At 72.2% G+C, this 14,458-nt stretch carries 13 protein-coding genes; 7 read left to right on the top strand and 6 right to left on the bottom strand.

Annotated elements, in window-relative coordinates; all coding sequences use genetic code 11:
- Window positions 1-57 precede the first annotated feature (57 nt).
- From ABB07_RS12855 to ABB07_RS12835, 5 genes are read left to right on the top strand one after another with little or no spacing between them, the layout of a single operon-like run.
- Window positions 58-3,096, top strand: a complete 3,039-nt coding sequence (locus ABB07_RS12855; RefSeq protein WP_208898848.1) for a sensor histidine kinase — start codon at window positions 58-60, stop codon at window positions 3,094-3,096.
- Entirely contained in the window at window positions 3,093-3,596 is a 504-nt protein-coding gene (locus tag ABB07_RS12850) for a roadblock/LC7 domain-containing protein (RefSeq protein ID WP_208898847.1), read from the top strand. Before ABB07_RS12855 ends, ABB07_RS12850 begins: the two co-directional genes overlap by 4 nt.
- On the top strand, window positions 3,593-4,003 hold the full coding sequence (locus tag ABB07_RS12845; protein ID WP_208898846.1) for a DUF742 domain-containing protein: 411 nt from the start codon (window positions 3,593-3,595) through the stop codon (window positions 4,001-4,003). Before ABB07_RS12850 ends, ABB07_RS12845 begins: the two co-directional genes overlap by 4 nt.
- Window positions 3,984-4,595 carry a GTP-binding protein gene (locus tag ABB07_RS12840; protein WP_167528471.1) on the top strand — a complete coding sequence of 204 codons (612 nt, stop codon included), beginning with the start codon at window positions 3,984-3,986 and terminating at the stop codon, window positions 4,593-4,595. Before ABB07_RS12845 ends, ABB07_RS12840 begins: the two co-directional genes overlap by 20 nt.
- A 35-nt stretch (window positions 4,596-4,630) precedes the next feature.
- Window positions 4,631-5,884, top strand: coding sequence for a styrene monooxygenase/indole monooxygenase family protein (locus tag ABB07_RS12835; RefSeq protein ID WP_208898845.1), 1,254 nt, complete (start codon window positions 4,631-4,633; stop codon window positions 5,882-5,884).
- Here ABB07_RS12835 and ABB07_RS12830 read toward each other — a convergent pair.
- The 4 genes from ABB07_RS12830 to ABB07_RS12815 all read right to left on the bottom strand — a co-directional run bounded on the left by ABB07_RS12830 (window position 5,857) and on the right by ABB07_RS12815 (window position 9,162).
- Window positions 5,857-6,900, bottom strand: a complete 1,044-nt coding sequence (locus tag ABB07_RS12830) for a C40 family peptidase (RefSeq protein WP_208898844.1) — start codon at window positions 6,898-6,900, stop codon at window positions 5,857-5,859. The genes ABB07_RS12835 and ABB07_RS12830 overlap by 28 nt on opposite strands.
- Window positions 6,901-7,032: 132 nt before the next feature.
- Window positions 7,033-7,347, bottom strand: coding sequence for a hypothetical protein (locus ABB07_RS12825; protein WP_208898843.1), 315 nt, complete (start codon window positions 7,345-7,347; stop codon window positions 7,033-7,035).
- A gap of 10 nt (window positions 7,348-7,357) precedes the next feature.
- The gene (locus tag ABB07_RS12820) at window positions 7,358-8,011 is read right to left on the bottom strand and encodes a TetR/AcrR family transcriptional regulator (RefSeq protein WP_208898842.1); all 654 of its coding nucleotides are present in this window, start codon (window positions 8,009-8,011) and stop codon (window positions 7,358-7,360) included.
- Window positions 8,012-8,223: 212 nt separating this feature from the next.
- Complete coding sequence (locus ABB07_RS12815; protein WP_208898841.1) at window positions 8,224-9,162, bottom strand: AurF N-oxygenase family protein; 939 nt, start codon at window positions 9,160-9,162, stop codon at window positions 8,224-8,226.
- Between the two features lie 124 nt (window positions 9,163-9,286).
- Between ABB07_RS12815 and ABB07_RS12810 the strand changes: the two genes are divergently transcribed.
- Together ABB07_RS12810 and ABB07_RS12805 are read left to right on the top strand one after the other, a co-directional pair.
- Window positions 9,287-10,396: a ferritin-like domain-containing protein gene (locus ABB07_RS12810; RefSeq protein WP_208898840.1), complete on the top strand. Its 1,110-nt coding sequence runs from the start codon at window positions 9,287-9,289 to the stop codon at window positions 10,394-10,396.
- Window positions 10,397-10,529: 133 nt separating this feature from the next.
- Window positions 10,530-11,510 carry a hypothetical protein gene (locus ABB07_RS12805; protein ID WP_208898839.1) on the top strand — a complete coding sequence of 327 codons (981 nt, stop codon included), beginning with the start codon at window positions 10,530-10,532 and terminating at the stop codon, window positions 11,508-11,510.
- A gap of 22 nt (window positions 11,511-11,532) precedes the next feature.
- Here the strand turns inward: ABB07_RS12805 and ABB07_RS12800 are convergent, their stop codons facing one another.
- Entirely contained in the window at window positions 11,533-12,990 is a 1,458-nt protein-coding gene (locus tag ABB07_RS12800) for a penicillin-binding transpeptidase domain-containing protein (RefSeq protein WP_208903407.1), read from the bottom strand.
- A gap of 94 nt (window positions 12,991-13,084) precedes the next feature.
- Window positions 13,085-14,446: an FtsW/RodA/SpoVE family cell cycle protein gene (locus tag ABB07_RS12795; protein WP_208898838.1), complete on the bottom strand. Its 1,362-nt coding sequence runs from the start codon at window positions 14,444-14,446 to the stop codon at window positions 13,085-13,087.
- Between the last annotated feature and the right edge of the window lie 12 nt (window positions 14,447-14,458).

The following is a 14,458-nucleotide window of genomic DNA, read 5'->3' as shown; positions in this document are numbered from 1 at the left end:
CACTTGGCACCGAAATGACGGGGCGCCACCCGGGCCCTTGGGTAGACGAGTTCAGGAATGCGAGCACCGGTGCAGATGAAGCGGCCTCGGCGCACAGGCAGGCAGACGGACCCCACGGGGACCGACCGGCAGACACCCGTGGGCACCGGCCGCCCCACCCATGTGCGCACCCGGCTCGTCATCGCCGTCGCCGTGGTGGCCGCCGCCGTCGCGGGAGCCGGCGCGCCCTCCCTGCTCTCCGCCTCCCAGGACGTCAGCGATTCCCAGGACCTGGTGACGCTGGCCACCCGCACCCAGGACGCTCTGGCCCTCGCGAACTCCCTCGCCGACGAGCGCGACGAGGTCACCTCCTACATCGCGGCGGGACGCCCCGAGTCCAAGGCCCCCTCCGAGGACCGCAGCACCCGCGTCGACCGGCAGGTCGAGGACCTGCGCGCCGACCCGGACCTCCCGGCCACGCTGCGCACCGACCTCTACGGCATCTCCGTCACCCGGCGGGCCGCCCTCACCGGGAAGACCAGCGCGCTCCAGACCCACCAGGCCTACTCGGCCACGATCACCGAACTGCACCGGCTCGCCGAAGAGCTGGCCGACCGGATGCCCCCGCGGGCCGGCTCCGGCGCCCACGCGCTCGCCGAACTGGACACCGCCGTCCAGCAGTCCGCCGCCGCCCGCGGCCTGCTGCTCGCCGCGCTGAACGTGCCGTCCACCACCCGCACGGTGATCAACCCCGTCACCGGCCTGCCCACCACGACCTCCAGCACCTCCGAGGCCGACCGGAAGCAGCGCGACGAGCTGACCGCCGCCGCCCAGCAGTCCCGGCTGCGCGCCGACGCCGCCCTCGCCGACTTCCGCGACACCGCCCCCAAGACCGCCGTCGACTCCTACGACTCCACGGTCACCGGCTCCGACGTCAACTCGGCCGAGAAGTACCTCGCCCGGCTCACCGGCCGGCCGACGCTGGCCGACAGCGAGCTGACCACCAGCACCAAGAAGCTGGACGCCGCCCTGTCCGCCCGCGTCGACCTGATGCGCGGCGCGGAGTCGGCCCTCTACGACCACCGCACCAAGGACCTGGCGAAACTCCGCGACGACGACGTCACGGCGCTGGAGATCCGCGTCGCGGTCCTCGGCGCCCTGATGCTGGTGGCCGTGGGCCTCGCCACGGCCATGGCCCGCACCCTGACCCGCCCCCTGTCGGTGCTGCGCCGCGGCTCGGCCCGGCTGGCGGAGTCCGCCGACCCGACCACGCAGGAACCGATCGCCTTCACCGGCCGCAACGACGAGTTCGCCCAGGTCGTCCGCTCGGTCAACGCCCTGCACGCGCACGCGGTCGCTCTGCGCGAGCAGACCGTCGCCGCGAGCGAGCGCGTGGCCACGCTGGAGACGGACCGCAAGCACCTGGTCGGCCAGCGCCAGCAGATGGCCGACGCCCGCGAGGCCCTCCAGGCCGAGCTGAGCCAGGCCGCCGAGCAGATGGAGCGGCTGCGCACCAGCATCGGCGGCACGTTCGTCAACCTGGCCCTGCGCACCCTCGGCCTGGTCGAACGCCAGCTCGCGGTCATCGAGGGCCTGGAGGACCGCGAGCAGGACCCGGACCGCCTCGCCACGCTCTTCAAACTCGACCACTTCGCCACGGTCATGCGCCGCCACAGCGAGAACCTCCTGGTCCTGGCCGGCGCCGAGCACGTCCAGCAGCACCACGGCCCGGTGCCGCTGGTCGACGTGGTCCGCGCGGGCGTCAGCGAGATCGAGCGCTACGAGCGGGTCCGCATCGCGGCCCTGCCCCCGCACGCCCATGTGGCGGGCTTCGCGGCGGACGACCTCTCCCACCTCCTGGCCGAGCTGATGGAGAACGCCACCTCGTTCTCCCCGCCGGACCTCCCGGTGGAGGTCTCCGGCTGGCTCCTGGAATCCGGTGAGGTCATGCTCTCGGTCCAGGACGAGGGCATCGGCATGGCGCCCGACCGCCTGGACCGCCTCAACGCCCGCCTGGCCGACTTCGACCCCGAGTCCTCCTACGACAGCGAGGGCGACGCCGGCCTCGGCCTCGGCCTGTACGTCGTCGCCCGCCTGGCCCACCGCCACGGCGTCCGGGTGCAGCTGCGCGAGCAGAAGCAGGGCGGCATCGCCGCGGTGGTCGTCCTGCCGGCCACCCTCTTCAGCGAGGCCCCGGCCACCGCCCTGCCCCCGCGGACCTCGTCCATGAGCACCACGGGCACCTTCTCCCTCCCCGGCGCCGACGCCGAGGTCAACTCCAACGTCCTGCACGGGCGCACCAAGGCCACCGACCCCCTGGTCGCCCTGGCAGAACAGGCGCTCCGCGGCTCGGTTGCCTCTGGCGGTACGGCCGAGGAGGGCGCCTCCGGAGTGGCGGCCGCGGAAGGTGCCGTCGCCACTCCGGCCGACGAGCCCGCCGCTCCGGAGGAGCCGGCACGTCCGACGACTCCAGGAACCCCCGCGGGCGACACCGCGACGACCTTCGGCACCTTCAGCCAGGAGGCCGCCACCGCCGGACCGAGCGGTGAGCCGGAGGACGCCTTCGAGGGTTCCGCCCAGGACGCGGTGCGTGAGGCCTTCGGTGCCGGGCAGGCGGAGCCCCCGGCTCACGAACAGGCCGCCCCCGCCGCCCAGGACACGGAGACCCGCCCGAAGGCCCCGGCGGAGACGTTCGCCGAGTCGACGATGGAGCTGCTGCTCCCGGACCTGACGCAGGAGCCCACGGCCGACGCGCCGCGGGCACTGTCCACGCACCCGGTGGCCGCCGACGGCGGACGCGCCCCACAGGGGCCACCCGCACCCGACGACGAAAGTGGTACGGGTGGTGCGGGTGGGAACGAAATCCCCGCCGAAGGCGAAGCCGGGGCGGAGGAACGGCTCACCGCCAAGGGCCTCCCCAAGCGCACACCCAGGATCACGGTCCCGGCCCAGGCGGCCCCGCGCCAGCGGCCCCGCTCGGTGGACGCCGAAGCCCTCCGCAGGAGACTCGGCGGCTTCCGCCAGGGCGCCCAGGCCGGCTACCGCGACGTAGAGGCAGAGATCGCAGCACGTACCGAAAACGCCACGGGGGGCACAGCCGAGGAGGCAAGCAGTTGACCGCGCCCAGTACCTACGGACTGAGCAGTGAAGCCCGCAACCTGCACTGGCTGCTGACCAACCTGGTCGAGGAAGTCCCCGGCATCCAGTCGGTCGCCGTGGTCTCCTCGGACGGCCTGCTCCTGCTCTCCTCCGACCCGGGTCACACGGAGGAGGCCCGTCAGGCCCGCGGAGCCAGGCGCAGCGGCCCCCGCGGCTCCTCAGCCGACCTGGCCACCATCGTCTCCGGCATCGGCAGCCTCACCGTCGGCGCGGCGAAACTGATGGACTCCGGCGGCGTCAAGCACACGATGATCGCGATGGAGGAGGGCAGCCTGTTCGTGATGTCGATCAGCGACGGCTCGCTGCTCGGCGTGCACGGCAGCGCCGAGTGCGACATGAGCGTGGTGGCGTACCACATGGCGCTGTTCGTCGGCCGCGCCGGCCACGTCCTCACCCCGGAACTCCGCAGCGAGCTGCGCAAGTCCCTGGAGGCCGAGTCGGCGGGGAGTGCCCGATGAGCGGCACGCCGAAGAGCCTCCCCGTGCGCGGCGGCGACCGCAAACCCGCCCGGGTCCGCCCCTACTCGCTCACCGGCGGCCGTACCCGCTTCGGCCACGTCCTCCTCGTGGAGACGTTCGTCGCGGCGCTGGAGGCCCCGGAGGAGCGCAAGGAACTGACGAACGGCTCGCTCTCCCTTCGGGTCATGCCGGAGATGCAGGCCATCGTCGAACTGTGCCGCCGTATGCGCACGGTGGCCGAGATCGCCGCGCTGCTGAAGATGCCGCTCGGCGTGGTCCGCGTGTTGCTCAGCGACCTGGCGGACCAGGGAAAGATCCGCGTCTACGGAACGGGAACCGGGCACGGCACCGGCCGCCCGGACCGCGCTCTGCTGGAAAGGGTGCTGAGTGGACTCCGTCGTCTTTGAGGACACCGACGAGGACCTGAGGTCCTGGCAGACGGACCGCACCCGCGCCCCCATCGCCACGAAGATCGTCGTGGCGGGAGGCTTCGGGGTCGGCAAGACCACCCTGGTCACCTCCGTCTCGGAGATCACGCCCCTGCAGACCGAGGCGCTGATGACCGAGGCGAGCGAGGAGACCGACGACCTCACCGCCACCCCGGGCAAGCTCACCACCACGGTGGCCATGGACTTCGGCCGCATCACGCTCGACGACGACCTGGTGCTCTACCTGTTCGGCACGCCGGGCCAGCAGCGGTTCTGGTTCATGTGGGACGACCTGGTGCGTGGCGCGATCGGCGCGGTCGTCATGGCCGACACGCGCCGGCTGAAGGACTGCTTCCCGGCGCTGGACTACTTCGAGAGCTGCGGACTGCCGTACGTGGTGGCGGTCAACCACTTCGACGGCACCGAGCTGTTCGAGCCGGAGGACGTACGGGAGGCGCTGACGATCCCCGCGCACGTCCCTGTCATGATCATGGATGCGCGGCGTCGAATTTCGGTCATCGAGACCCTGCTGTCCCTGGTCGGCCACGCGCTGGACGAAACCCCCGAGTAGTCCCCGAGCAGTACCCGTTAGGAGTCCCCACCCGCATGCGGAAGATACTCGTCGTCGGAGCCGGCCAGTCCGGCCTCCAGCTCGCCCTCGGCCTGCAGTCGCACGGCTACGAGGTCACCCTGATGTCGAACCGGACCGCGGACGAGATCCGCACCGGCCGGGTCATGTCGACGCAGTGCATGTTCCACACGGCGCTGCAGCACGAGCGCGATCTGAAGCTGAACTTCTGGGAGTCCCAGGCCCCGAAGATCGAAGGACTCGGCGTCTCGGTCGCGGCCCCCGGCTCGCACGACCCCGGCCCCACGCAGCGGGCCATCGACTGGGTGGGCAAGCTGGACGGGTACGCCCAGTCGGTCGACCAGCGGGTGAAGATGGCCGGCTGGATGGAGACCTTCGCGCAGCGCGGCGGCCAGCTGGTCATCCACGGCGCGGCGGTCGGCGACCTCGACTACTTCTCCCGTACGTACGACCTCGTCCTGGTCTCGGCGGGCAAGGGCGAGCTGGTCCAGATGTTCGGCCGCGACGCCTCCCGCTCCCCGTACACCGAGCCGCAGCGCGCGCTGGCGGTGGCGTACGTCCACGGGCTCGGCCCGCGCCCGGAGCACCCGGACTTCCACGCCGTCCGCTGCAACCTGGTCCCCGGCGTCGGCGAGCTGTTCATCATGCCGACCCTGACCACCTCCGGCCCGGCCGACATCCTGTTCTGGGAGGGCATACCCGGCGGCCCGCTCGACGTCTTCAACGGCGTCAAGGACCCGGCGGAGCACCTCTCCCTGACCCTGGAACTCATGGAGAGGTTCACGCCCTGGGAGTACGCGCGGGCGACGAAGGTCGAACTGACCGACGCGGGCGGCACGCTGGCCGGCCGCTACGCCCCGACGGTCCGCAACCCCATCGGCCGGCTGCCCGGCGGCGGCCTGGTCCTGGGCGTCGCGGACGTCGTCGTGGCCAACGACCCGATCACCGGCCAGGGCTCCAACTCGGCCGCCAAGTGCGCGGCGTCGTACCTCGCCTCGATCCTGGAGCACGGTGACAAGCCGTTCGACGAGGAGTGGATGCAGGCCACCTTCGACCGGTACTGGGACACCGCGCAGCACGTCACCAAGTGGACGAACGCGATGCTCATGCCGCCGCCGGAGCACATCCTGAACCTCATCGGCGCGGCCGGCCAGCTCCAGCCGGTGGCCGACCGCTTCGCCAACGCGTTCAACGACCCGGCCGACTTCGAGAACTTCTTCTACGACCCGGAGAAGACGGCGGCCTACCTGGCGTCGGTCGCGGGCGCCTGAGCGTCCGGTCGTACGGCACCGAGTACCGGATTGGACGCCAGCGGTGACAGCTGGACGTTCGCTCCGGGTCTCGGTGCCTGTACGACCTTGCCGTCGCCCACGTACATCGCCACGTGGGTCGCGTCCGGGAAGTACACCACCAGGTCGCCGGGGCGGAGGTCGCCGAGCGGGATCCGCTTCAGGCGCTGCCACTGCTCCTGGCTGGTGCGGGGGATGGATCTGCCCGCGTACTCCCAGGCCTGGGAGGTGAGGCCCGAGCAGTCGTAGGCGCCCGGGCCCTCCGCGCCCCACCTGTACGGCTTGCCGAGCTGGTACAGGGCGTAGCGGACCGCGCGGGCGCCCTCGGGGGAGGCGGGGCGGTTCGCGGGGAGGGAGCCGGAGGCGGCGAGCTTCTGCTGGGCGGCGGTCACGCCCCGCTGTTCCAGTGCGGCGACCGCGGCCAGTTGGGCGGGGCTGAGGGAGGCCAGCAGCCGCTCCACGCCCGCCAGCCTCTGCCGTACGGCGTCGCGCTGCTTCTTCTGCTGGTCGGCGAGGGTGAGCTGGGCGTCCAGGGCCGTGCGGGCCGCCCGGGCCAGGGTGTCCCGCCGCCTCTCGGTGGCGGCCAGCCGCTGCACCGTACGCGCCCGCACCCGGGCCAGTTCGCCGATCACATGGCCCTCGTCCAGCGCGGCCTGCGGATCGGGGGCGAGAAGGAGGCGGACGTACGGGCCCAGGCCGTCGGTGCCCTGGTACTGCCGGCGGGCCAGCCGGCCGGCGTCGGCGCGGCTGTCCTGCAGGGACAGGCGGGCGCGGGCCAGTTCGCCGTCCAGGCGGGCCACCTCGGCGCGCCGGCGCTTCAGCTGCTCGGCGGTGGCGTTGTAGGTCTCGGTGGCCTGTTCGGCCTGCCGGTACAGCTGCTGAAGCTCCGTCAGCAGCTGGGACACGGACCGCTGGGGAGCCGGTACGGCCGCGGCGGGTGCGGGCACGAGGACGGCCTGGGCCGCCAGCGCGGTCGTACAGGCCAGGCGTGCGAGCATTCCTGACACAGGATCACCTCGGGTGCGGGGAGGGATTCCCGGCGGGCGGGCTGTTCGCCTCCTATCGCACCGCGATAATCAGATGTATCCGTGCGGGGCGCGCTCCCGGCGTGCGCGGTTCGGCGCAAGCAGTCACTCGTTCGTGGCGTCCGGAGCCGCGGGCGGGGCGGCGGACGGCGCGGCGGACGGCTTCGACCAGGGCCACCTGAGCCTGCCGCCGGAGGTGTCGTCCGGGTCGTACAGGTACTTCCACCCCTGGATCAGCCCCAGCCGCCTGCTGTGCCCCCTCGGCACCCGGCGGTAGACGAGCACCGTGGCCGGGCCGCCGTCTGGGTCCGGGACGGGGATGCGGTACGTCTTCGGCGGATGCCCGGTGGGCCCGACCATGACCGGCAGCACCCGCCCGTCCATGGGGCCGCCCTCGAAGGGGGTGTCCTGACTCTTCACGGCTTCAGTGTCAGCCATCCTCGCCGAGCGCGCTGACGACGGCGGCCGTCTGCGGGTCCCGGGCCGCGGTCACGGTGAGTACGGCCACGAACTGCTCCACCAGCCAGGCGCGCAGCTCCTCCACCGGGGGCTCCTTGTCCTCGTCCAGCCAGATCAGGGAGGCCGCCTCCACGGCCGTGATCCAGGTCCGGACGGTCATGCGCAGGCGGGGGCCGGGCCCGGCGACACCCAGGTGGCCGTAGATGTGCTCGGCGGCGGCCCGCCGCACCCCGTCCACGATGGCGGTCGTCCGGGACGTCTCCACCACGCTGCCGCCCTGGAGCAGCGCGCTGAACCCGGTGTCGTGCTCGTCGACGAAGCTCAGATACCGGTCCAGGGCGCGGGACAGGCGGGGCAGCAGGGGACCCTCGCGGGGCTCGTCGAAGCACAGCTGCAGTTCCTCGGCGGCCGACCGCAGTGCCGCCTCGTACAGCTGCTGCTTGCCGCCCGGGAAGTACCGGTACACCAGGGGCCGCGACACTCCGGCGGCCTCCGCCACGTCGTCCAGCGACACGTCCTCGGGGGCGCGGTGGGCGAAGAGGTTCAGGGCGGCGGCGAGGAGCTGACTTCGCCGCTCCTCGACGCTGAGGCGGCGGTAGGCGGGGGTGGCGGCGGGCGGGGTCATGCCGGGAAGCCTAATCGCTCCGCTCAGCAGGCCGTCTTTCGTCTGCCGGTCCGCTGTGGCTGGTCGCGCCCGCGCGGCGGAGCCGCATATCGATACAGCCCCGCGCCCCTTCGGGGCGCTCGTAGCTGCGGGCAGTCGTGCCGCTGGGGCGGCACGGGTGGGCGCGGCGGCATCTCACAGCGAGCAGCGCCCAACCCCCGCCTCGCCCCTGCCTACGCCAGCAGACCCGACGACCTCCACAGCCGCCGCCCCACCCCCCGCAGCACCCCGATGTCGTCCAGGAAGTCCGTCAGTCGCTTCGCACCCGTCTGCATGACCTCGCGGCGGTGGCCGCTCGCCTTCACCTGGGCCATCGCCTCCCGCTTGTCCAGGCCCACGTTCGTGTAGACCTCGGGGTTGACGAACGCGACGGAGAACACCCGGGCGAACTCGCCGGAGGTGATCCGGGTGAACTCCTGGGACCACTTCGGTGCCGTCACCATCTGGCGCCGCAGTTCCTCGCGGGCGTACCGGACGTGCCGGGCCTCCTCGACCACGTGGATGCGGGTGACGCCACGGATCAGCGGCTGGATCCGCTCGTCCGGGAAGGTCAGCCGCTGCATCCAGTCCAGCACCTCCTCACCGAGGAGCGTGGCGGTGAAGGAACCGGGGGTGGTGGAGATGGTCTTGAAGAGGCGGCCGAGGTTCTGGTGGACCTTGGCGACCGGGTACCAGGGCGTGCCGCCGTGCGAGATCAGGCGCGCGAACATCTTGGAGTGCCGGCACTCGTCCTCGATCTCGGTCAGCGCGTACCGGACGTGCGCGCTCGTCGCCGCCTTGTCGTAGATGTGCCGGACCAGCAGCTGCATCAGGATGATCTCGAACCAGATGCCGAGCGAGGCCAGCGCCGCCGCCTCGTGCTGGGAGAGCAGGATCCGCTGCTCCTCGCTCATCCGCCGCCACATCGGCGTGTCGTAGAGCGAGACCAGTTCCGGCGGCCAGAACCACTTGCCCTCCTCGAAGGGCGCGTCCCAGTCCAGCTCCTCGTCCGGGTCGAAGGAGTGCTTGGCGGAGGAGGCGAGCAGCCGTTCGGCCACCTGCTCCCGGTCCTTGAGCAGGCCGAGCGCATCGCGCAGGCCGTCCAGCGCGTCCGCTTCCGTCAGGGTCGTCATGGCTCCCTCACCTCGTTACCCGGGGGTAGTCGTCCTGGCCTCTTATGAGACTGCTTGTCAGCAAGCCCGTCAATCCCCTGCGCATGACTTGTTGACTTCGCGTCTACGTGTGAGCCTGCGAGGTATGCCGACCCATGACCTGTACGCCAACCACCCCGGTGACACCCCCTGGCAGGTGCCCGCGAGCGGCGCCGCCCGGTTCAGCTGGGAGTACGACGACGGCCGCGAACGCCTGCTCGCCCTGTACCAGAAGGGCAAGGACAAGCAGTGGGACGGGCGGACCCGTATCGACTGGGACCTGGAGGTCGACCCGTACGACGCCCTCGGCACGCCCGAGGAGGCCATGTCCCTGTACGGCACCAGGTACTGGGACAGGATGACCGAGAAGGACAAGGGCGAGCTGCGGCGGCACTACGCCTCCTGGCAGTTCAGCCAGTTCCTGCACGGCGAGCAGGGCGCGATGATCTGCGCGGCCCGGATCGTGGAGTCGGTGCCCGACCTGGACGCCAAGTTCTACTCCGCGACCCAGACCATGGACGAGGCCCGGCACGCCGAGATCTACGGCAGGTTCCTGCACGAGAAGATCGGGCTGGTCTACCCGATCAACGACAATCTGCAGTCGCTGCTCGGCGACACGCTCCGGGACAGCCGCTGGGACATGCCGTACCTGGGCATGCAGGTCCTCATCGAGGGGCTGGCGCTGGCCGCCTTCGGGATGATCCGGGACACCACCGACAAGCCGCTGCCCAAGCAGATCCTCACCTACGTCATGCAGGACGAGGCCCGGCACGTGGCCTTCGGCCGGCTCGCCCTGCGGGACTACTACAAGCAGCTCACCGACGCCGAACTGCGCGAGCGCGAGGAGTTCGTCATCGAGGGCTGCTATCTGATGCGGGACCGGCTCAGGGGCGTGGAGGTCCTGGAGAACTTCGGCATCCCCAAGGCCGAGGCGGAGGCGCTCAGCGAGCGCTCCGAGTTCCTCCAGCTGTTCCGCAGGCTGCTGTTCAGCCGGATCGTGCCCTGCGTCAAGGACATCGGCCTGTGGGGCAAGCGGCTCCAGCAGGCCTATGTCGACATGGGCGTCTTCGAGATGGGCGACTCCAACCTGGACCTGCTCATGGCCCAGGACGAGGAACTCGCCGAGCAGCTGGACGCCGAGCGGTTCGCGGCCGAGGAGCGGGAGCGGGTGGCTGAGGTGCAGGAGGCCATCGAGTCGGGGGCGGCGGAGGGCTGAGGCGGGCGGTGGGCCGACGCGGGGGTGGGCCGAGGCCGCGGTCAGCTGAGGCCGCGGTGAGCCGGGGCCGTTGCCGGGCCGTTCCTCCGGGTGCGGTAACAGGTCGTTCACCCCGGTGCAGTAGCGTGCGGGCGTGTCCACGCCTCCGCCACCGCAGCAGCCGTACCCGAACGGCCAGCCGTACCCCAACGGCCCCCAGCAGCCGCCGAACCCGTACGCCCCGCCCTCCCCGCAGGCCGCCCCCGGCCCGTACGGCCAGCAGCCCGCGCAGGGAGCCCCCGGCGCCTACGGCCAGCAGCCCGCACAGGGAGCCCCCGGCGCCTACGGCCAGCAGCCCGCACAGGGAGCCCCGGGCCCGTACGGCCAGCAGCCCGCGCAGGGAGCCCCCGGCGCCTACGGCTACCCGCCGCAGGCGCCGTACCCAGCGGAGCCCGGGTATCCCCAGCAGCCGTACCCGGGCTGGGGCGCGCCGCCCGTGGCCCCGCTGCCGAAGAAGCGGCGGGTCGGGCTGATCATCGGGATCGTGGCCGGTGCCATCGTCACGGTGGTCGTGGTGCTCGTCGTGATCGGGATGGCGGTCGAGAGCGGCTTCCCCGAGGCGAAGAACAAGCTGACGCTGCCCCAGACCCTGCTCGACGGCAAGTACCGGCTGGCCCAGGACCTCTCCGACTCCGAGGGCAAGAAGATCGAGGACGAGGCCCACGGGGCCTGGGACGCCAAGGACCTCCACGGCGTGGTCGGCACGTACAACCTGGACGGCGACGCGGCCAAGGGCACCCTGGTGGTCTCGGGCATGTACGGCCGGTTCCAGAACACCGACACGGCCCGGCGGAACATGATGAAGGGCGCCGCCCAGGGCGACAACGCCAAGGTCGCCGTCCCCGCGAAGGACTTCGAGCTGAGCGGCGTGACGATCAGCTGCGAGGTGGTGACGCAGGAGCAGCTGGGCACGAAGTTCACCGTGCCCATGTGTGCCTGGGCCGACGGCAACACGGGCGCCACGGTCGCCACCGTGAACACGCCGCTCCCGACGCAGGACCCGTCGCAGATCGATCTGGAGGCGGCCGCGCGGAACACCCTCAAGGTCCGCTCCGAGGCGGTCCGGCCGATCTGACCGACGGCCCCTCGGCCGGTGCTCACCGGCCGAGGACCGCCCGCATCACGTCCCGGGCGATCGGCGCCGCGTCGCCGCCGCCGCTGATCTCGCCCCGGTTCGCCGAGGCGTCCTCCACCACCACCGCGACCGCCACCTGCGGCTCCAGCGAGTCGTCGGCCTGCGCCCAGGAGACGAACCAGGCGTACGGCACGCCCGTGTTGCCGACCCCGTGCTGCGCGGTGCCGGTCTTGCCGCCGACCTGGGCACGGGGGATGGCCGCCCGGCGGCCGGTGCCCTCCCGGACCACGTCGGTCATCAGCTCCTTCAGCCGCTCGGCGGTCGAGGGGTTCAGCACCTGCCGCACCGGATGCACCGCGCTCCCGGCCACCGTCTCACCGCTGCGCCGGGTCGTCCGCTCCACCAGGTACGGCGTCCGCAGCTGCCCGCGGTCCGCGACGGCCGCCGCGACCATCGCCATCTGCAGCGGAGTGGCCCGCGTGTTGTACTGCCCGATCGAGGACAGCGCCAGCTGCGCCCGGTCCACATGCGGGTCGAAGGTGCTGGGCGCCACGGAGAAGGGGATCCGCAGCCGGGTGTCGTTGAACCCGAACGCCCCCGCCGTGGCCACCATGCCCTGCACCCCGACGTCCACGCCCAGCTTGGCGAACACCGTGTTGCAGGACCACTCGAAGGCCGCCCGCAGCGAGGCGTCCCGGCAGCCGTCGGCCTCGTTGGTCAGCCGCGTCGTGGTGCCGGGCAGCCGGTAGGGGTCGGGCGAGTCGGTGCGCGCGTCCAGGTCGGTGACCAGGCCCGCGTCCAGCGCCGCCGCCGCGGTGACCACCTTGAACGTCGACCCCGGCGGATAGGTCTGCCGTACCGCCCGGTTGAGCATCGGCTTCTCCGGGTCGTGGTTGAGCCGCGCCCACGCCGAGGCCACCGCCTCGCCGTTGCCCGACAGCACCCCGGGGTCGTACGACGGACTCGACACCAGCGCCAGGACGCGGCCGGTGGCCGGGTCGATCGCGGCCACCGCGCCCTTGCGCCCGGCCAGCCCCCGGTACGCCGCCTCCTGCGCCTTCCGGTTCAGGGTGGTGACGACGTTCCCGGCCGGGCCGAGCCCGCGCGTCACGTCGTTCCACAGCGGCAGCGGCGACAGCATCGGATCCGTGCCGGAGAGCACCCCGTCCCCGGCGTGCTCCAGGAACGTGGTGCCGTACGACTGCGAGGCGAAGCCGGTGACCGGCGCGTACAACGGGCCGTCCTTGTAGGTGCGTTCGTAGCGCAGCTGCTCGCCGGTGTCCACGGAGCCGGTGATCGGCTCGTCGCCGACCAGGATGTCGCCGCGCGGATGGCCGTAACGGGCGATCTCGGCGCGCCGGTTGGCGGGGTTGTCGGTGTAGACCCGGGACTGCACCACCTGCACGCGGGCCGCGTTGACCAGCAGTGCCGCCAGCAGCAGCGTGCAGAACGCGCAGGCGTGCCGGATGTAGCGCGCCATCGGCCGCCCGCCCTCCTGGAAGCCGCCGTACTCGCTCACGGTGCCTCCCGCCCGCCGTACTCGCTCACGGTGCCTCCCAGCCCGCCGAACCCGGTCACGGTGCCTCCCGCCCGTCGTACTGGCTGCGGGCCGAGTCGCTCACCCGGATCAGCAGCGCCACGATCGCCCAGTTGGTGACCACCGAGGAGCCGCCCTGGGCGAGGAACGGCATCGCCATGCCGGTCAGCGGGATCAGCCCGGTGACCCCGCCCGCGATCACGAAGACCTGCAGCGCCAGGATCGAGGCCAGCCCGACCGCGAGCAGCCGGCCGAAGGGCTCGCGCAGGGCGAGGCCCGCCCGGTAGCCGCGCTCCACCAGCAGCGCGTACAGCAGGATGACGGCCGCGAGCCCGGCGAGCCCCAGCTCCTCGCCCGCCGTGGCCAGGATGAAGTCCGACTTGGCGGCGAACCCGATGAGGACGGAGTGCCCGCGCCCGAGCCCGGTGCCGAGCACTCCGCCGGCGGCGAAGGCGAACAGCGACTGGGAGAGCTGGTTCGGTCCCTGCCCGGCCTCGATGGTGCGGAAGGGGTGCAGCCAGTCCTCGATCCGCTGGTTCACGTGCGGCTCCATCCGCCCGACGGCCACCGCGCCGAGGACGGCGAGCAGCAGGCCGACCGCGATCCAGCCCGTCCGCCCCGTGGCGACGTACAGCAGCACCACGAACAGCCCGAAGAACAGCAGCGAGGTGCCCAGGTCCCGCTCCAGCACCAGCACCCCGACGCTCAGCAGCCAGATCGTCACGATCGGCCCGAGCACCCGCCCGGTCGGGAACTGCAGCAGCCACAGCTTGCGGCCCGTGTACGCGAGCGCGTTGCGGTTGGCGGCCAGGTAGGCGGCGAAGAACACCGCCAGCAGCACCTTCGCGAACTCGCCCGGCTGGATGGAGAATCCGGCGAGCCGGATCCAGATCCGCGCGCCGTTGACCGCCGGGAACAGGATCGGCAGCGCGAGCAGCCCGAGCGCGGCGGCCACGCACACGTACGCGTACCGCTGCAGCACCCGGTGGTCGCGCAGCACCAGTACGACGCCGATGAACAGCCCGATGCCGAGCGTGGACCACACGAGCTGGGCCGGCGCCGCCCGGTCGTGCGGGGTCTCCAGGTCCAGCCGGTAGATCAGGACCAGCCCGAGCCCGTTGAGCAGCACCCCGATCGGCAGGAACAGCGGGTCGGCGTACGGCGCCCGGATGCGCACCGCGAGATGCGCGGACAGCGCGAGCACCCCGAGCCCGGCGCCGTAACCGACGGCCCCGGGCGGGACGGTGTGGGTCCGTGCCAGACCGACCGCGCAGTAGCCGTACACCGACAGCAGTACGGCCAGCACGATCAGGGCGAGTTCGATGCCACGGCGCCGGGGGAGACGTACGACGGCTCCGGGAGCCCGCGCCGCCGCCACGGTGGTTCCGGCCTTGGTCATGCCGGGAACCTA

It is taken from the genome of Streptomyces incarnatus (genome assembly GCF_001027185.1).
Taxonomy (GTDB): domain Bacteria; phylum Actinomycetota; class Actinomycetes; order Streptomycetales; family Streptomycetaceae; genus Streptomyces; species Streptomyces puniciscabiei.
This window is presented reverse-complemented; position numbering and strand designations above follow the sequence as displayed.